Origin of the sequence: Empedobacter sp. UBA5036, assembly GCF_002415215.1 — a bacterium.
Taxonomy (GTDB): domain Bacteria; phylum Bacteroidota; class Bacteroidia; order Flavobacteriales; family Weeksellaceae; genus Empedobacter; species Empedobacter falsenii_B.
In genome coordinates this window covers 24,945-43,375 of record NZ_DICC01000054.1, presented here as the reverse complement: position 1 = coordinate 43,375, position 18,431 = coordinate 24,945, and the positions used below count along the sequence as shown (strand labels likewise).

At 30.3% G+C, this 18,431-nt stretch carries 15 protein-coding genes; 10 read left to right on the top strand and 5 right to left on the bottom strand.

Going from position 1 to position 18,431, the window contains the following annotated elements; genetic code table 11:
- The first annotated feature begins 5 nt into the window (after window positions 1-5).
- The 6 genes from B4J88_RS09995 (at window position 6) to B4J88_RS09970 (ending at window position 5,321) form a co-directional block, all read left to right on the top strand.
- Window positions 6-731, top strand: a complete 726-nt coding sequence (locus B4J88_RS09995) for a GLPGLI family protein (RefSeq protein WP_291048960.1) — start codon at window positions 6-8, stop codon at window positions 729-731.
- Window positions 732-745: 14 nt separating this feature from the next.
- Window positions 746-1,054: a hypothetical protein gene (locus tag B4J88_RS09990; RefSeq protein ID WP_291067517.1), complete on the top strand. Its 309-nt coding sequence runs from the start codon at window positions 746-748 to the stop codon at window positions 1,052-1,054.
- Between the two features lie 21 nt (window positions 1,055-1,075).
- Window positions 1,076-1,495, top strand: coding sequence for a GLPGLI family protein (locus B4J88_RS09985; RefSeq protein WP_291067515.1), 420 nt, complete (start codon window positions 1,076-1,078; stop codon window positions 1,493-1,495).
- Between the two features lie 268 nt (window positions 1,496-1,763).
- A complete protein-coding gene (gene yaaA, locus B4J88_RS09980; RefSeq protein WP_038336050.1) occupies window positions 1,764-2,519 on the top strand; it encodes a peroxide stress protein YaaA in 756 nt (251 codons plus the stop codon).
- Between the two features lie 66 nt (window positions 2,520-2,585).
- Entirely contained in the window at window positions 2,586-4,904 is a 2,319-nt protein-coding gene (locus B4J88_RS09975) for a hypothetical protein (protein ID WP_291067513.1), read from the top strand.
- Window positions 4,905-4,907: 3 nt separating this feature from the next.
- Window positions 4,908-5,321 carry an SRPBCC domain-containing protein gene (locus B4J88_RS09970; protein WP_291067511.1) on the top strand — a complete coding sequence of 138 codons (414 nt, stop codon included), beginning with the start codon at window positions 4,908-4,910 and terminating at the stop codon, window positions 5,319-5,321.
- 33 nt (window positions 5,322-5,354) lie between these two features.
- On the opposite strand, the gene B4J88_RS09965 is transcribed toward B4J88_RS09970, so the two are convergent.
- Window positions 5,355-9,077: a metallophosphoesterase gene (locus tag B4J88_RS09965; protein ID WP_291067509.1), complete on the bottom strand. Its 3,723-nt coding sequence runs from the start codon at window positions 9,075-9,077 to the stop codon at window positions 5,355-5,357.
- Between the two features lie 24 nt (window positions 9,078-9,101).
- Here B4J88_RS09965 and B4J88_RS09960 point away from each other — a divergent pair, with 24 nt between their 5' ends.
- The gene (locus B4J88_RS09960; RefSeq protein WP_219034917.1) at window positions 9,102-10,295 is read left to right on the top strand and encodes a Pycsar system effector family protein; all 1,194 of its coding nucleotides are present in this window, start codon (window positions 9,102-9,104) and stop codon (window positions 10,293-10,295) included.
- Here the strand turns inward: B4J88_RS09960 and B4J88_RS09955 are convergent, their stop codons facing one another.
- Window positions 10,296-10,763, bottom strand: coding sequence for a DUF6265 family protein (locus B4J88_RS09955; protein ID WP_219034918.1), 468 nt, complete (start codon window positions 10,761-10,763; stop codon window positions 10,296-10,298).
- Window positions 10,764-10,926: 163 nt separating this feature from the next.
- On the opposite strand from B4J88_RS09955, the gene B4J88_RS09950 reads away from it, so the two are divergent.
- Window positions 10,927-12,735, top strand: a complete 1,809-nt coding sequence (locus B4J88_RS09950; RefSeq protein ID WP_125349835.1) for a chloride channel protein — start codon at window positions 10,927-10,929, stop codon at window positions 12,733-12,735.
- Between the two features lie 51 nt (window positions 12,736-12,786).
- Here the strand turns inward: B4J88_RS09950 and B4J88_RS09945 are convergent, their stop codons facing one another.
- Entirely contained in the window at window positions 12,787-13,626 is an 840-nt protein-coding gene (locus B4J88_RS09945) for a GNAT family N-acetyltransferase (protein ID WP_291061630.1), read from the bottom strand.
- 588 nt (window positions 13,627-14,214) lie between these two features.
- Between B4J88_RS09945 and B4J88_RS09940 the strand changes: the two genes are divergently transcribed.
- Window positions 14,215-15,540 (top strand): DcaP family trimeric outer membrane transporter, encoded by a 1,326-nt coding sequence (locus B4J88_RS09940; RefSeq protein WP_291067507.1) that lies wholly within the window; start codon window positions 14,215-14,217, stop codon window positions 15,538-15,540.
- Window positions 15,541-15,555: 15 nt separating this feature from the next.
- Entirely contained in the window at window positions 15,556-16,938 is a 1,383-nt protein-coding gene (locus B4J88_RS09935) for an MFS transporter (RefSeq protein ID WP_115000785.1), read from the top strand.
- Window positions 16,939-17,067: 129 nt separating this feature from the next.
- Here the strand turns inward: B4J88_RS09935 and B4J88_RS09930 are convergent, their stop codons facing one another.
- Together B4J88_RS09930 and fmt are read right to left on the bottom strand one after the other, a co-directional pair.
- Window positions 17,068-17,355: an HU family DNA-binding protein gene (locus B4J88_RS09930; protein WP_019975917.1), complete on the bottom strand. Its 288-nt coding sequence runs from the start codon at window positions 17,353-17,355 to the stop codon at window positions 17,068-17,070.
- 132 nt (window positions 17,356-17,487) lie between these two features.
- A complete protein-coding gene (gene fmt / locus B4J88_RS09925; protein WP_257468211.1) occupies window positions 17,488-18,429 on the bottom strand; it encodes a methionyl-tRNA formyltransferase in 942 nt (313 codons plus the stop codon).
- Between the last annotated feature and the right edge of the window lie 2 nt (window positions 18,430-18,431).

Below are 18,431 nucleotides of genomic sequence, written 5' to 3'. Positions count from 1 at the left end.
TTTGAATGAAATATTTAGTAATTTTTATAAGCCTTTTTTCTATTGTGTTACAAGCACAAGATGCATTAGAAATTGAATACGAGGAGGTTTCTATTCCTCGTCTTTTTGGGAAGGATGGAAAGGAAGAAAAATTGGGTGATGATTTTATAAAAGCACTTTCTGTTCCAAAAAATTATGTACTACAAATAGAAAAAGGAAAAAGTGTTTTTTCTAAGATTGAGAAAATTAATAATTCTCAAGGGAATGCGTTAGTTACGATGTATGGTATTTTTTCGTATAATTTTGAACAAGATTTCAATCAAAATAAAATGAAACAAGAATGGATGATAGAGAATAAAAAATACCTTGTAACTGATACCATTTCGACACATTATAAATACGAATTAACGCAAGAAAAATCGACTTATTTGGGTTTTGATGTTAAACAAGCAGTTGTAAAATATAATGACAATAATAAATCAATCATTTGGTACGCACCAAGTTTACCCAAACGTTTTGGTCCAAAAGAATTTATTAATCTTCCAGGTCTGGTATTAAAAATAGAATCTATTCGAAATGGAATTATTGATCCATCTTATTCTTTGAAAGCAACTTCTGTTACAACAAAAGATCATTTAGAATTTAAGAAATTATTCAAGGCTAAGGAAATTTCTAAAGCCGAATTTGAAAAGCTGAAAGCTGATTATAACCAACAAAGTTCGAATGAACACCAAGGTGTAGATAAAGATTAACCTAAATAAAAATTATGAAAAAATTATTATTGATTGTATTAAGCAGCTTATGTTATTTTGCAAATGCGCAAGATGTTTTAGAGGTAGAATATGATGTATATACAGTATATGACGCAAGTAAAACTCAAGGTTCAGTTACAATTGACAACCGAAAATTAAGTAGAGATGAAACGATTAGATACTTTACTGAACAAATGAAAATTCCTAAACCTTATATTTTAATAACAAATAAAACGGCTTCTAATTATAATCAAAAACCAACACTAAATAGTGGAAATTCAGTAAGCTACAGTAGTAATCAAGGAAATGGATTATATTACTAAAACTTACTTGAAAACTTTTATATGCACGAATCGGTTGGCTTTGGGATGGATCGAATTATCAAAGATTCTATTCCTAAAATTAATTGGACTATAACGCGCGACAAGAGAAAAGTCTTAGGCTTTGATGTTCGTAAAGCAACTGCAAAAATCAATAAAGAAGAGTTTACAGCTTGGTTTGCTACTTCTTTGTCTTTTCCTTCGGGACCTGATAAGTATATGGGATTACCTGGTTTGATTTTAGAATTAGAAAGAAAAACGAACGACGATGCTGATATGGTTATTACTTATAATGCAACATCTGTAAAAGAAGCTAAGAAAAATGTAACAATAAATCAACCAAAGAAAGGGAAAATTGTTGATTTCAAAACGTATAAAGCAGAAATGGATGCTTTTTTTAAGAAACAACAAGAAATGAATAGCCAAGGAGTAGATAAAGATTAAGTTTATAGTATAGAGAACAATAAATAAATCAACCAAAGGAAAACAGATAAGTCAGTCAGATTTCGAAAAAATGATTGACGAAGAAAACCGAAAATTTAATTAAATCCTTTTTGATATTAATTAATAGTTATTTATAATCTGTGAATATTTTTAATCAATATAATTACACTTTTTCTAAAGCAAACAATTCTTATCTTTGTTAAAGAAGAGTTGAATTAGATTTTATTCTAACAGAATACTTTTTTTATTAATTAAGATTTTTTGATACATGAAAATATTACTTTCGCCAGCGAAGATGATGAATTTGGAAACGAATGCTAAATGGAGAGCAACAACACCTCAATTTTTAGAACATTCGCAAAAAATTATGGATGTTATGAAAGAGATGAGTACAACTGATCTTGAAAAATTAATGAAAATTTCGAAAGATATTGCAGAAATGAATGTGGAGCGTAATCAGGTTTGGAATGTTAAACCTACTGCGAAACAAGCTATTCCAGCAGCTTTAGCTTTCAAAGGTGAAGTGTATAGAGGTTTGAATGCTGAGACGTTAAACGACGAAGCACTTGATTATTTCAATAAACATGCATTTTTGTTATCTGGGCTTTATGGAATGTTGCGTCCTTCGGATAAAGTAATGTTGTATCGCTTGGAAATGGGTTCGAAATTAGATGTTCATGGTTCGAAAAATTTGTATGGTTTTTGGAAAGAAATTTTGACACCTTTTCTAAATTCGAAACTAAAAAAAGGAGAATTTATCTTAAATTTAGCAAGTAATGAATATGCTAAAGTTTTGGATAAAAAATCGTTAAAAGTTCCGATGATTGATGTAGAGTTTCAAGATTACAAAAACGGTGAATTGAAAAAAATCATGATGTATTTTAAACATGCTCGTGGTGCAATGGCGCGTTATTGTGCAGAAAATAAAGTTGAAACTTTGGATCAAGTGAAAGCATTTGACGTGGATGGTTATCGTTTTGATGAGAACCTTTCTACCGAAGAAACTTTGGTATTTACAAGATAATGACTAAAAAAAATAATAACTTGAAGACTGCTTTATTAGTAGTCTTTTGTTATTTTTAAATCATATATGAAAGAAAATTTTATCGATAAATTACCCATCAAAATTATTTACTCGTTCCAATCGCTGATTGAAGAATTAGAACGATCTGAATACAACTTTGGAGAGTTTAAAGCTTTTTTAGAATATCTGAAAGCTACTCGACCAGAGTTGATTGATGGTGTTGAAACATTTGAAGATTTTCAGAAAATTATTAAAGATGTTGAGCCAATTATTGAGAAAATTATTCCAAAACCATTTGTAAAATATAATTTAAAAGCGATAACTTTTCCCTTTTCAGATAAATTTATTTTTGCAACGGATCGACTTAAAGAGTTGATTAATAATAATGAATCGCGATTAAAATTCAATTTCGAAGATTTAGATTATGATACATTATATAAGTTTTGTTGTTGCTTTATCTTATCAAAATATTATCATAAAAATTTAGATTTTAATTTATCAAATCAGTTGGTGATAGACAATCAAAATGGCTACAGAACTTATCTTGGTACTGATATAAACCATGATTATTTTCGTATTTATCCATCTGAAGATAAATTTAAATTGACTGAAGATGAAATTGAAGAGTTGTTGAATAATTATGAAGATACAGCTTTGTGGATGAGAAAAATTCCAATTGGATCTTGGATTGCAAAAGGGTTTAATCTTGTTTCATTTTTTGACAATACGACTGAAATTGCACTTTCTAACTTAAAATCTAAATTATTATCTTATGGAGAACCTTTTAATATTGTTCGAAATGATATTATTTCTGCATTAAAATCTATTTTTAGGATCAATAATTTAGAAGTCGGTTTTTCAGCTTATAATTCGGATAAAAATCAATTAGAAATTAGTCATTTATTACAATTGAATGATAGTTTACTGATTGATAATCATAAAAAAATAAAACTGAATGAAGTTTTTTGTGCTGATTTAGAGAACAAAATATCGAAATCAGATTATTATGTTGTTTCTAATATTGACGCAGCTTTGGAGAAGTTTCCGCAAGATAAAATGTTGAGAATGGCAAATGAATCTGGTCTGAAAAGTTTGATTCTTTATCCATTGAAAAACGGAAAATCTCATTTAGGTATTTTAGAAATAGGCTCGAAAGAAGCTGGAGTTTTCAATCGAATTAATGCAAACCTTTTGCGCGAAATCACGCCTCTTTTAGAAGAATCTATTTACCGTTATACGGTAGAGTTTGAGAATCAAATCAATGCTTATATACAAACCGAATATACGTCGTTGCATCCAAGTGTAGATTGGAAATTTAGAGAAAAAGCTCGCGAACACATATTGCATCCGGGAAACAGAAAACAAAAATCGCAGATTTCTTTTCAAAATGTATATCCAATTTATGGTGAATTGGATGTGAGAAATTCGTCAGTGATTCGAAATCAATGTTTAAAAAAGGATTACACGAATCAGATTAATTACTTGATTTTGATTTGTAACGAGTTATATAATCGTACAAAAAAGAATAAATTTTTGGATTATAGTGACGATTTGACTGATTTTTTGCAACGAATAGATAATGTAGATAAAATCTATTTCGAAAGTGAATTATTTGATTACATTACGTTGCATATTCATCCTGAAATTCCCAAATATGTAAAGGATGATGAGAAATCGATTATCGAAGAATATCTAAAAAAATTAGATTCTACAACGGGATTATTTTATGTTGATCGCAAAAAATTTGACCAAACAATTGTAATGACAAATTCACTTTTGTCGAACAAATTAGATACTTTTCAGAAAGATGCTCAAGGTGTATTTCCGCATTATTACGAACGTTTCAAGACAGATGGAATTGATTATAATTTGTATGTTGGACGAAGTATTGCGCCGTTCAAAAAATTCTCCTATCAAAATATTCGAGAAATTAGATATTGGCAACTACAAGCGATGATAGCTTTGGAACAATCTTACAAAGAAATTCAGAAAAAAACACCATTAAAAGTTGAGGTTGCTTCGTTGATTTTTGCAACGAATACCACTTTAGATATTTTGTTCAAATTAGATGAGAAACGTTTTGATGTTAATGGATATAACAATGCAAAATATGAAATAATCAAGAAAAGATTGAGTAAAGCTTTTGTGAAAGGAACAAATGAACGAATCAATTTGCCACACAAAATTTGTATTATTTATACCGAAGTTATCCTAAAAGAAGAATACTCAAATTATATCAATTTATTAATTGATAAGAAATTTTTGAAAAAAGATGTTGAATATTTGGAAATTGATGATTTGCAAGGTATAAGTGGTTTGCAAGCAATTAGAGTTTCGATTAATTATAAAAATAAACTCGAAAAATATACAAAAATAGAAGAATAAAGAATGGAAAAAGATGATGTATTGCTTAATATTTCGATAGATAGTACTGTCGAAAATATTTGGAAAGTTTTGACAGATGAACAAGCATTTAATGAATGTTTTGAAAATATAAAAATGACTTGTAACGAATGGAAAGTAGGAGAGAAGATAAAGTTTGTAACGCTAAAAAATAATGAAACGTTGGTAGATGAAGCTTTGATTACATCTATTATGGAGAATGAACGTTTGCGATATAATTATAAAAAACAAAATACAAACCATGAGATTGAAGTAATTTTTAATCTAAAATCTTCAGGTAATTTTACTTATCTATCAATTGAAGGAAAAGATTTTGCGGATGATTTTGAACGCTCACATTCAGAGAATGCGTGGATAAATATGATGCAAGCAATCAAGAAATATGTACAAAAAAAATAACCTTCAAATTTTTGAAGGTTATTTTTTTATATGTTAAAATCCGAAATTCAAACCAAAAACGATTCGCCCTGGATCTTCACCTTTAAAGTATGAAACTGTTGCGGTAATAGATTGTGCTCCGTTTATCCAAAGTCCACCACCCATAGATGAATGCCATTTATTTGAGTCTTCTCCGTTTAACCAAACTCGTCCATAATCAGCTCCAACAAAAACGCCTAATCGCAATGGAACAACTGCTTTGAAACGTAAAGCATCAAATCGTAAATCAGATGTTTGTAAGAAAACTTTGTCTCCAGCAAAACGACCTAATCGATAACCACGTAAATCTTGATCTCCACCTAAATTAGCCATTTGGTAGAATTCCATAAAATTACCCCAAACTGCTTTTCCTTTTAGCATAGAAGCAACTGTTAATCTTCCATTTGCAGAAATTTTGTGCGTAAAACCTAAATTAAGTTCTGTGTAAAAATGATTACGTTCAAAATCTGTCAAGTTAGAAATCCATTTCGCATTAGCTAAAAATGTCATGCCTAATTTTGGTAATGATTCGTTATCGTAATTTTTGAACAAATATTTTGCTCCAATTTCTCCGAAATGTTGTCCTTTGAAAACGTCTCTATTAATTGATGGTAAATCTTCGACGATACGATCTTTATTCTCTTCAATCTTTTTGTAACTATAAATTGCAGAAAAATCTAAACGACCATTGTTATTCATAATCTTGAAAATAGATGGTCCAATACTATAACTTTCTAATCGAACACGGTTATAATCCATTCCAATTTCTTCTTGATTATTCACGGTTTCGTTTCCTAAGCCAAAGAAATTTGTACTATAAGTTGGACTCGTGTAAGCAGCATTAAGGTCTAAATTCCATTTGCCCAAAGCTTTTGTAAAGGTTCCTTTGTATTTTGCATCCCAACCGCCTGTCGCAAAATAATAACTTAATTGCAAATTGTGACGTTGCGAATATGGTTTACGATCAAAACCGTTGACAGTGTAGGTTGGCGATAAACCAATTTTTATTCCGTCATCAGGATTGTAGCCAATATTAGGTAACATAGTAAAGAAATTATACATCGGTTGTTTGTAATCGTATGTATTAACCTCGTAATCGTTGACAAAATTTTTCGAGGTTAAAAAGGTAGATTCCGATGCGTCACTTCCATTTGCATAATCATATACTTTTACTTTTGCAGAACGTTTTACTTCGTAAATATCGTCATCTATTCCTCCAATAATACGAACTAAAATAGCGTTATTTGGTTTTCCTTCAACCTTGAATTTATCTTTTCCGTTTAATCCGTATAAACGAATTTCTTTCGTTTCTTTTTTATCAAAATCTTCATAAAGAATTAAAGTTCGATCTTGTCCTGAATAGATTTTTACATTTGTTTTTCCTTTTGGTAAACGAGTTATCACAAAATCTTCATCTTCATCTGTTCCTTTCAGAATGATTAATTTGCGAAGAACTTTATTATATTCTTCAGCAAATTTCTCTAATTTAGATTTTCGGGCAATAAGATTATTAATGACTTCTTGATCATATTCTTGTTTTGTTTCTTCAGGAATTAATTCAAATGATTGTTTGATATAATCATCACTCAAATTATCTTGAATATATTTTGCTTCTTTTTTCCATAAATCAAGATTGGATGATTCTAAAATGGCTAAATCCAACGGGTAAGGTTCTCTGTTGAACCATTTTACACTTTTGATATCATCTTTGTAATCTTGCATATGTCTAAGCGGAGGAATTTTCATAATCAAATGAAAGAAAAGTCCGTCATAACGTGGAAATGCTTGATCTCTATCACGTGGAATTGGTTTGTAAACAGTTTGATTATTTTCTTTGTAAACGCCCCAACGCCATTGATCAGAATGTCGATCCCAATCACCAACTAACATATCAAAAAGTCGAGCACGAATGTAGGCTTGTTTATCTACAACAACATCTTTGTTTTTGTGAATTGCAGCCAACATATCATCTGTACTAACAATATCTTTTGGTTTTCCGAAAACACCATCTTGATACCCAGACATTGGTCGCTCTTCTATCATGTATAATTCATCACCAAAATTCTCATTATATTCTTTCAAGGCTTCTTGTTTCGGAACATAATATAATTTTGGTGTAGAATGCATAATATTGATAGGTTTCATCAAATTAGCAACTGTTAATGGATAATATGGATGATTGGTTGTATAGAAATCCATCAAAAATTTCTCTGTGAATGAATCTTCAAATTCATCTGCAACATATTTATTTTTAAATGCAACTTGCTGAATAAATTGGGTGGCACTTTTCTTCACCGATCGCATATTGTATTCTTCACCTTTTGCATTTGTCAATCTCAAACTTTGCGTTTGATGTCCACCACCCATTCTAACTGGGGTTAAACCTCCATTTAGCTGACTTAAATTAACGGTATTAGCAGTAATTGTTTGACCATATGTTCGACGATAATGGCGACCAAAAAAGAATTTATACGGATCAGATTTACGTGTAACTTCTAATGGATATACACTTGTTTCTTTCGTTTTTGGCATTTTTTTATCATCATAAACTTGTGCCAAATATTCCTTTTTCTTTTCTGTAATTTGTTTTGTTAATAATAATTCGATTCCATCGTCTTTAAAACCATAGAAATTAGCTTTAGAAGCGCCATTATCATATAAATCTAGTACAACAAAACCATTATCTCCGTAAGAAAAATCGTTTTTACCAACCGCTTTTGCAGATTCTTTTTTAGAACCAGAACCGCTGATAATTTGTTTGACATTGTTTTGTTGAATATATTGCAAGTTGTGATCGTGTCCAGAAACAACAATTACATTATTTCTATTTTCGATAAGTGTTGCAATACGAGAAGCCATTTCTCTGTATTTGAAATTATTAACATCTTGAGGACTAAGACCTGTTGTACTTCTTAATAAATTAATAAAAGATCCGATTACCGGTAATGGAACTTTGAAATTATCTCCTAATGGATAAAACTGTTTTTTGAAATCAAATTGTCCACCATGTGTTCCGTTCGAATATAGCGGATGATGCATTGTGATAACAGTTGTTCTGTTTTGATATTTGTTCAACTGCGATTCTAATTCTTCGAAGAAAGCTTCTCGCGATTTGATATCACATTTTTCATTTAGACCAGGATGTTTGTCCCAATCTTGCAAATACCATTCAGAATCTATCGCAATAATTCCGATACTATCATTTACATTTATTTTATCAATTGGACACGCATCTTTTGGTAAAAATGATTTTTTATTACCCAATTGTTTTTTGACTAATTTTTCTTGTTCTTTTAATCCTTTTACACCATTTCGCCAATCATGATTTCCTGGAATAAAAAGGGTTTTTCCTTTAAATTCTTTCGCTAAATCAATCTGAAATTGAAGTTTCTCTCTACTTGTTGTATATTCAGCTTTTGTAGAATCCGTTACAATTCCATTTTCGTAAACATTATCACCTAAAAAGAAAAGATAAGAAGAAGAGTCAGCTTTCGCTAATTGATTCTTTAAAATTTCTAAATTTTGTTTATTTTTTGGTTGATCAAGATCTCCTGCATCGCCTATTAAATAGATAGATTGAATTTTATTTCCTTCTACATTTTGTACTTTTTCTGTCTTAATGTTTTTCCCATATTGAGGATGTTGCGTAGCGCAAGATGTCATATAAAGGCAAGAACCTACTAAAGCCAAAAAAGGATAATTCAATTTTTTGTTGTTTAGTGTTGGTAATAATTTCATACATTTAAGCGTTAAAAACTTGTGATGAACCAATTGTTATTAAATATAGAAAACTATGTTTTCAATCTGTTCAAAGATAATCTTTCTTTAGATTTTACGTATCATAATTTTATGCATACCGTAAAAGTTGTAGAAGCAATAAAAACGTTGTCTACTGATGAGCAAATATCTACAGATTTACGAGAAAAATTATTAATAGCGGGTTGGTTTCATGATACGGGTTACACAAAAATCGTGCAAGGGCATGAAAGTGAGAGTGCAAACATTGCAAAAGAGTATTTGATTGAGCATAATTTTGACGAAAATTACATCAAAGAAGTCCAAGATTATATTTTAATCACAGCGCTAAATAATGTTCCAAAAAATATAGGTGAAGCAATTGTAAAAGATGCAGATAACTATCATTTAGGACAAACTGAATATCCTAAAATTTCTGAGTTATTACGTGATGAAATAGCTAAAATATGTCACAAAGAATTTTCTGATTATGAATGGCATGTAGAGAATAGAAATTTTTTTCTAAACATACATCATTTTTATACGGATGCCGCAAAAAAGCTTTGGCAGAAAGGAAAAGAAGAAAATTTGATCTTTACCCAAAATAAAATCAAAGAGATAGAGTTGATTGGTGATATTCCCAATAAGTATGAAATCAAGAAAAAGAAAAACGATAAGATTCAACAACCAGATCGTGGTGTTGATACACTTTTTCGTGTAACGTTGAACAATCATACTCGTTTAAGTGATATTGCTGATAGTAAAGCCAATATTTTATTGTCTGTAAACGCGATCGTGATTTCGATTGCACTTTCTACTTTGGTTCCAAAGTTAGGAAGTCCAAAGAATGAGTATTTACTTTTACCTTCAATTGTAATGCTTTTATCAAGTGTTGTTTCAATTATTTTTGCAATTTTAGCAACTAAACCAAATGTAACATACGAAAGTTTTAACGAAGAAGATGTCAAAAACAAAAAAGTGAATTTGCTTTTCTTTGGTAATTTTTATCAAATGTCACTTGAAGCCTACGATGATGCTATGCAAGAGTTGATGAAAGACAGAGATTATGTATATACTTCTTTGACAAGGGATTTGTATTATTTAGGAAAAGTTTTGGAACGAAAATATCGTTTGTTAAGCATAACCTACACAATTTTTATGATTGGAACTATTTTATCTGTTCTAACGTTTGCTTACGCGATGATCACAAATGTTGCTTAATTATTTTTTTACTTTTTCAAAAGTAAAAGCAATTTTACTTGATTCATCATTGCTAATTTCAGCTTTTAACTGATGACCAATTTTCCAATATTTGATAAGTTTAGGAAAATCATTCTCTTGATTTTCTAATGTAAACGAATTTCTATCAGAATTGATTAACTCAAAATCAGTTGTCTCTTTTTTAGTTTTGTCCAAATTAACTTTCAATATCCATTTATCATCAATCTTTGTGATAGTAAGATGTTCCTGCGAAATTGTATCATTATTTTTGATTGTAAACCCGCAACCTAAAAAAGTGTTTTTATCAACTTTTTTCCAGTTTTCATACGTTTTTCGATCCGATTTTTCATTTGTTCTAATCCATTCTCCAACCAAAAAATCAAAACTTGGTTTATCAGCAGAAGTTTTAGTTGATTCGCAAGAATTCAACAAAAAAATAAATAAAAGAAGAAAAGTAAATAGTTTCATATTAGTGTGCTTAATAGTAAAAATAATCAATTTGAAATAGTTAAAATGATAGAAATGATTTTTTCTCAAAAATTTTATTCTTTTATGTATTATTGGTTTACTTTTTGTGTAATTCGTGGCAGTTAAATTAGGCAATAAACAAAAGGTACACTATTTTTGAAGTATGCGACTTTCTACAAAACAAAAGTTTTTTCAATACATTAAAAAATCATTTAATTTTTTTCAAAACTTGTTGAACCTGTTAAAATTGGTTTTATCAGAGCGACAATTTTTGTATTTATCGTGTATTTTAGTAGCTATTTCATCTGCTTTTGCAGTGATTGTGCTAAAAACTTTTGCGCACAATGTTTTTCAATTTACTATTTATATTAATAATTTAGTCAAACTACCTTATATCAATAGTATATTGCCAATTATAGGTATTTTGTTGACGGTTTTTGTTGTGCAGAAATTTTTGGATGGTTCGATAGAAAAGGGAACTTCTCAAATTATGATTGCTGTAGCTAAAAAGTCTGGAATAATGCCTAAAAAACAGATGTATGCTCAGATTTTAACGAGTTCCTTAACAGTTGGTATGGGTGGTTCGGCTGGTTTAGAATCTCCAATTACAATTACTGGTGCAGCTTTTGGTTCTAATTATGCACAATATTACAGATTCAAATACAAAGAAAGAACACTTTTGTTGGCTTGTGGTGTTGCAGCTGGTATTGCGACTGCATTCAATGCACCAATTGCAGGTGTTTTGTTCGCGATAGAGATTGTATTAGCGGATATGAGTGTTACTGCTTTTATTCCTTTATTGTTATCTTCTGCAACAGGAGCTTTAATTGCCAATTTAACATTAAAAAGCAATATGTTATTATCCTTTCGTTATGCGTTAGGATTTGATTATCATAATGTTATTTTCTATGTGATTTTGGGTGTTTTAGCGGGGTTTGTTTCAGTTTACCATGCTCGATTATTTCGTAAAGTTGAACATTTGATAGGGAATTATTCGGATAATGTATATTGGCGAGCGATTGTTGGAGCGGGAAGTTTAGCAATATTGATTTTCTTTTTCCCAACATTATTTGGTGAAGGTTATGAGAGTATAAAATATTTAGCAAATGATGAAGCTGGTTTTATTTTAAATAATTCATTGTTAGAGAGTTTTAGAACGAATCAATGGATAGTTTTAGGATTTGTTTTTGTCACAATTTTAATCAAATCTATTGCAACAGGTTTAACTTTAGGAAGTGGAGGAAACGGAGGAAACTTCGCGCCTTCGTTATTTGTTGGGTCATATCTTGGTTTTTTCGTTGCAAAATTCTTTAATTTAATCGGTTTCAAAGAAGTTCCAGTCGGTAATTTTACTGTTGTTGGAATGGCAGCTGTTTTAAGTGGGTTATTTCATGCGCCATTAACAGCAATTTTCCTAATTGCCGAAATTACGGGAGGTTATGGATTAATTATTCCCTTAATGATTGTTTCTTCGATAAGTTTTGCAATTTCAAAACGATACGACAAATATTCGATGGATATATACGCAATAGCAGAAAAAGGAATTGTTTTTACATCTGATAAAGACCGAAATTTGTTTAATAAAATTGATTTGTTTTCGATTTATATCAAGAATATCAAAACATTGACGGTTTACAATTCAATTGAAGATATAAAAGAAATTTTTTCTACTACAACACAAGATTTTATTCCAGTCCTCAATGAAGATAAATCGATTCATGGAATTATAGTTTTAGATAATATTCGATCATTTATTTTTAATGATAATATTGATAAAAGTTACTTAGAATGTATAACAGAAGCAACTTCGACATCTATTTTTACGAATGCTGCTAACGTGATGAAAATGATGGAAGCAAAAAAAATAGATTATATTTTACTCACTAAAAAAGGTAAATTTGAAGGTTATGTAACCGAAAGTTTATTATTAGAAAGTTATCGAAGTAATTTGAATAAGTTGAGAATTGAGTAGAAATATTTGAATATAATATACAAAAAATGCCTCTAAAATAGAGGCTTTGATTTATAATTCTTTTTTCATTTCGTATTGTTTGTCGTACAATTCTAATCCCATTGATTGAATAAAATCATTTGTAGAGATTTCTCTTTCGTCAACATTAATCATTTTAATTTCTTTGTTCTTCAAATCGCTGAAAAGGATGGAAGCTAAATAACGATTTCTATAATCGTGATGAACACCAAATTGATAAATACGTGTATTATTTTTGTTGATAATTTTGTAAGCAACTAAAATTCCATCTTCATAAATTCCATTTATTTGACAATCTTCGATGATATTTTTTACACTTTGAATATCATTTTTCCAAGTAGGTTTTATGTCCCAAAAGTTTTCACTTGTAATCAAATCTAAATCACTAAATTCTACAATTTCATGTAACGGATTTACGACCAAAATAGGAATTCCTTTGTAACTATTTAAGGTTCTTGTTTTTTCAAAACCACAAGCTTCGTAAGCGTTAATTGCAAAATCATTTTTAGTATTTACCTCTAAAAATATGTTTTTCACTTGATGTTCTTTCAATTTGGGAAAACTAAAATCTAACATTTGTTGTGTTATTTTTTTTCCGCGATGTTCAGGAGAAACTCCTGTTCCACCAATATAGGCTGTTTTTACATCGTTATAATTTCGAATTCCGTAAAGTAAAAAGCCAATTAATTTTCCATCAATACTAGCACCTATAGAATAATCAAGATTGATATCTTCCATTTTTAATTTTCCCTGAAATTGTTCAGTCGAAAGGTTGATAGAAACGTAATAATTTTGATAAGAAAGATTATATAAAGATGATAATTCTTCCAAATCAACATAAGTTAATGAGTGTATTTTAATGTTTGTTTGCATAGCTGTAATTTGCAAAGCAAAAATAGCCCCAACATTTAAGATTTTTCTAAAAAAAAATCTTAAAAAATCTTAAAAAATTAAATTTTATTTGAACAATGTAATCCGATTTTGATAAAAATATAATTTATTTAATATGATTGACTGAATAATTCTACATTAAATTTAAAAATAGTGTAGAGGATAGCAAATATAATTAAGAAAAATTCTTTTTTTTATAATTTAACATAAGCTTATTGTTAATTATACTGAAGAAAATTCTGTAATCAATAAATTTGCATACATTTTTAAAACTAAAACTACGAGAGAAGTCTAACTTTCTCCTCATTTGTTGAAACAACTATTCTTCTCTCGATTTTTTAAAAAAATACTCCCTAAAGAAATCTAGTAAAGTGTATTTCGTACACTAATTAAATTGCCAAATTCTCAAAATTTCTTTCCAAAACTTATTTCAAAATATCTATTTCTCAAAAAATATTTAAACATATGATGAATTTAATAAAGCTTTGAAAAATTATTAAAAAATGATTAACGAACATTTGTTAGTTTTTTTCTTTTGATTATTTTAGTCGTTCAAATTATCACAAAAAAATGAGTAAAAATTTAACAAAATTGGCTTGTCTAGCTATATTTTGCAGCTATAGCTATGTCTCTGCTCAACAGAAAACGACAGATAGTGTGGTTGTAGAAAAATTAGAATTAATACAACCAAGAGAAAACAAAGACAAAGTTGATGTGCAGTTTTATGGATTTATCAGGAATGATATTTTTATGGATACGCGTCAAATGATTGGAGCAGGAGAGGCTTTGGTTCCGCTTTATCCAAAAGATCGTTTATCGGATGTAAACGGTGCTGATATCAATGCAGCTTCTAAATTTCACATGTTGTCGATTGTTTCGAGAGCTGGCGTTAATTTGAAAGGTCCAGAATTACTTGGGGCTAAAACTTCTGGTATTTTAGAGGGAGAATTTTTTGGAGCAACAGAAGGAGGAATCAACGAGTTTCGTTTGCGTCACGCATATGTGATGTTGGATTGGGAGAAAACGCAATTAGGGATTGGACAATATTGGCATCCTTTCGTTGTGTTAGAAGCTTTGCCAAATGTTGCAAATTATGGAACTGGTGCGCCTGTTTATGCTTTAAATCGTAATCCTCAAGTTCGTTTAACGCATAAATTCACAGACAAATTTAAAGTTATTGCTGCTTTACATTCTCAACGAGATTTTACTCCAAATACAGAGCCCTTTCGAAATAGTGGAATGCCAGCGGCTCATCTTCAATTTCAATATAAATCACAAGTTTTTACTGCCGGAATTGGTGCGCAATATGAAAATTTGAAGCCAAAATTATCTTCAGGAAATCCTCCTGTTAAGTCTAATGAACGAGTTGAAAATGTTTCGTTTATGGCTTATTCTAAGTTAAATACAAAACCTTTACAAGTAACTTTCGCTGGATATTTGATGCAAGATGCGTCGTCTTTTGTACAACTTGGTGGAATTGTAGGATATCAAACAAGTCCGACGGCTGTTGAAACATATAAACCAATGAATACGCATAGTATGTGGATTGATTTGCAACAAAACTCAACAGGTAAATTTTCGTTCGGACTATTTGCAGGTTATGTTAGAAATAATGGTGTGAAAAATCCAGTAGAAGGAGCAATTGCATCAATATCTTATGGTGTAACGACAAATTGGGGCGCAATTTCGGCAACTCCAGGTACACGCACTGTAAATTATTTGTACAAAGTAGTTCCTCGTTTAGATCTTACCTTAAGCAAAGCCTTAAAATTTAGATTAGAATATGATCGAAGCACAGCGCAATGGGCAGATGCGACGATAAAAGGTACGGGAACCGAAAATAAATATTTAGCAAATAACAATAGATTTCAACTGACAACATTATTTAACTTCTAATATTACACAAAAAACATGAGTACAAATACTTTAGATACTTCGCAAACAGTAGCGAAGAAGGATAATATTTTCCAAATTATTTTAGCATCATCTGTCGGAACCTTAATCGAATGGTACGATATGTTCTTGGCAATCATCTTAGCTAGTGTATTATCAACACAATTATTTCCTAACGATGGTTCGTCGCATTTCTTAGAAACACTTGCAGTAGTGGTTTCATCATTTATGTTCCGTCCGATTGGATCATTAATTTTTGGAAGTATTGGAGATCGTATTGGTAGAAAATATTCATTCTTAGTTTCTTTAATTATGATGGGAGCAGCTACATTCTTGATTGGTTGTATTCCAACTTTTGATAGTGTAGGTTGGTTTGCTCCTGTTTTATTATTGTTTTGCCGCATTATGCAAGGACTTGCAATTAGTGGAGAATATGCAGGTGCGGTAATTTATGTCGCAGAACATGCGCCAGCAGAGAAGCGAGGATTTTATACAGGATTTATTCAAGCAACTGTTCCAATTGGATTATTATTATGTTTATCAGTTGTTTTCTTAACACAATCATTTTTATCAGAAGAGGCTTTTGCAAGTTTCGGATGGAGAATTCCATTTTTATTTAGTGGAATATTAGTGATTTTGAGTTACTTTATTCGTCAACGTTTACATGAAAGTCCAATTTTCGAACAATTAAAAAAAGAAGGAAAAACGTCTAAAACACCAATTAAAGATGCTTTTACAACGCCAGGAAATGTAAAATTGATGTTGAAAGCAATTTTTGGAGGAAATGCTGCTCAAAGTACAATTATGCAAACAACATTATTCGTAACTCTTTTCTTTTTACAAAGAGCGGTTAATTTACCTTACGAAACAGTTTTAATTGTTGTTTTATGTTCTACATTATTTAGTTCATTTTTCTATCAATGGTTTGGAGCATTAAGTGATAAAATCGGGCGTAAACCTGTTATGTTAGGAGGAATGATTTGTAGTTTTATCTTAATTCCATTATCATTTTTCTTGTACATGAAATTAGGAAATCCAGAAGGATTGAAAGAAGTTCATGATATTTCGAATTTAACGCTTGTCGGAATTGTTATTGTAAGTTTAATTACTTCAATTGCTGGTGCAGCAACTTACGGACCGCTTGGTGCATTTATGTTAGAAATTTTCCCAACTAAAATTCGTTACACAAGTATGGGATTTGCTCAAAATATGGGGAATGGATTTATTGGTGGAGCAACGACTTTTGTAACGGAATTAATCAAAAGTACGATTATCGTTTCGGCTGCTATGTCACCATATATAGGATTAGCTTATCCATTGATATTAATCTTTATTGCGATTTTAGTGAATTACTTTACAATTCCAGAAACGTACAAAACAGATTTAACAGAAGATAATTAAATCAATATTAGATAAAATGTAAAAATCCTTCAAGTATTCTTGAAGGATTTTTTTTGAAGAATTAATTAAATTTCAAGGCGTAAAAAAAATCCACTCAAACGAGTGGATTTTTTTATTGTATCAGAAATATTATTTTTTCTTTTTTGTATCAACTGCTCCTGATAATTCAGATCCAGCTTTAAATTTAGCTACTGTTTTAGCAGCAATTTTAATTTCTTTTTTAGTTTGTGGGTTGATACCTGTTCTTGCAGCTCTCTCAGAAGTTGAGAAAGTACCGAATCCTACTAAAGCAACTTTGTCTCCTTTTGCTAAAGCTTTAGTTACATTTTCTGTAAATGAGTTTAAGGCTTTTTTAGCAGCTTCTTTAGAAATTCCAGCGTCAGCTGCAATCGCATCGATAAGTTCTGATTTGTTCATAGTTGTAACTTTTTAAATTAATTTATACACAAATATACTCTTTCCCTTTATTTGTGCAAGTTTCAACGCAAAAAATTTCAAGAAAAATGCAAAATTTTATGAAATCTGTGTCAAAAATCAGTAAATAAGTACTTATTTTACGAATAAGGTATCCTCGTTTTGATGTCCATTGATGAAATCTTTGGCTGTCATACGACGCTTTCCTTCCGGTTGAAGTTCTAAAATTTCGTAAACTCCTTGAGGTAGATTGATATAAAGGTTATTTTTTTGTAAAATTAATTGATAATCTTCTCCTTCAACAACAATATCCGTTTTTAGACCTGCATATATTTTTAACGATTTATAATTTTCGCCATTTCCAAAAGTTGTCCATGCACATGGATAAGGAGAAAGTCCTCTAATCTTATTGTGAATAGTATTGATTGAATCGTTCCAATCTATTTTACAATCTTCCTTAAAGATTTTTGGAGCATGTTTTAATTCTGTTGTTTCATCTTGCGGATGAGGTTTTAATGAATCATTTTCTAAACCATCCAACGTTTTCACGACTAATTTCGCACCGATATGCATCAATTCGTCATGAATTTTACCAACATTATCATTTTCTCCAATTTCTACTTTATCAGAAATTAAGATATTTCCGGTATCAATTTTTTCATCAATTAAGAAAGTTGTTACTCCAGTTTCCTGATCACCATTCATCACAGCCCAATTAATTGGTGCAGCTCCGCGATACTGAGGAAGAAGTGAACCGTGTAAATTGAATGTTCCTTTCGACGGAATTGACCAAACAACTTGTGGCAACATACGAAAAGCTACAACAACAAAAACATCAGCATTCCAGCTTTTTAATGTTTCGATAAAAGCTTCGTCTCGTAATTTTTCTGGTTGAGCCAAAGGCAAATTATGTTCAACTGCATATTTTTTGACATCAGAAATATTCATTTTTTGTCCTCTACCAGACGGTTTATCTGGAACAGTAACAACTCCAACTATTTCGTGATGACTATTTGTATTGATTTCATTCAAAGATGTCGCCGCAAATTCGGGCGTACCCATAAAGACTACTCGCATTT

Bases quoted from the DNA above. Each gene is read 5' to 3' on its own strand.
- B4J88_RS09995 (WP_291048960.1), top strand. From the start codon at position 6: ATGAAATATTTAGTAATTTTTATAAGCCTTTTTTCTATTGTGTTACAA.
- B4J88_RS09990 (WP_291067517.1), top strand. From the start codon at position 746: ATGAAAAAATTATTATTGATTGTATTAAGCAGCTTATGTTATTTTGCA.
- B4J88_RS09985 (WP_291067515.1), top strand. From the start codon at position 1,076: ATGCACGAATCGGTTGGCTTTGGGATGGATCGAATTATCAAAGATTCT.
- yaaA (WP_038336050.1), top strand. From the start codon at position 1,764: ATGAAAATATTACTTTCGCCAGCGAAGATGATGAATTTGGAAACGAAT.
- B4J88_RS09975 (WP_291067513.1), top strand. From the start codon at position 2,586: ATGAAAGAAAATTTTATCGATAAATTACCCATCAAAATTATTTACTCG.
- B4J88_RS09970 (WP_291067511.1), top strand. From the start codon at position 4,908: ATGGAAAAAGATGATGTATTGCTTAATATTTCGATAGATAGTACTGTC.
- B4J88_RS09965 (WP_291067509.1), bottom strand. From the start codon at position 9,077: ATGAAATTATTACCAACACTAAACAACAAAAAATTGAATTATCCTTTT.
- B4J88_RS09960 (WP_219034917.1), top strand. From the start codon at position 9,102: ATGAACCAATTGTTATTAAATATAGAAAACTATGTTTTCAATCTGTTC.
- B4J88_RS09955 (WP_219034918.1), bottom strand. From the start codon at position 10,763: ATGAAACTATTTACTTTTCTTCTTTTATTTATTTTTTTGTTGAATTCT.
- B4J88_RS09950 (WP_125349835.1), top strand. From the start codon at position 10,927: ATGCGACTTTCTACAAAACAAAAGTTTTTTCAATACATTAAAAAATCA.
- B4J88_RS09945 (WP_291061630.1), bottom strand. From the start codon at position 13,626: ATGCAAACAAACATTAAAATACACTCATTAACTTATGTTGATTTGGAA.
- B4J88_RS09940 (WP_291067507.1), top strand. From the start codon at position 14,215: ATGAGTAAAAATTTAACAAAATTGGCTTGTCTAGCTATATTTTGCAGC.
- B4J88_RS09935 (WP_115000785.1), top strand. From the start codon at position 15,556: ATGAGTACAAATACTTTAGATACTTCGCAAACAGTAGCGAAGAAGGAT.
- B4J88_RS09930 (WP_019975917.1), bottom strand. From the start codon at position 17,355: ATGAACAAATCAGAACTTATCGATGCGATTGCAGCTGACGCTGGAATT.
- fmt (WP_257468211.1), bottom strand. From the start codon at position 18,429: ATGCGAGTAGTCTTTATGGGTACGCCCGAATTTGCGGCGACATCTTTG.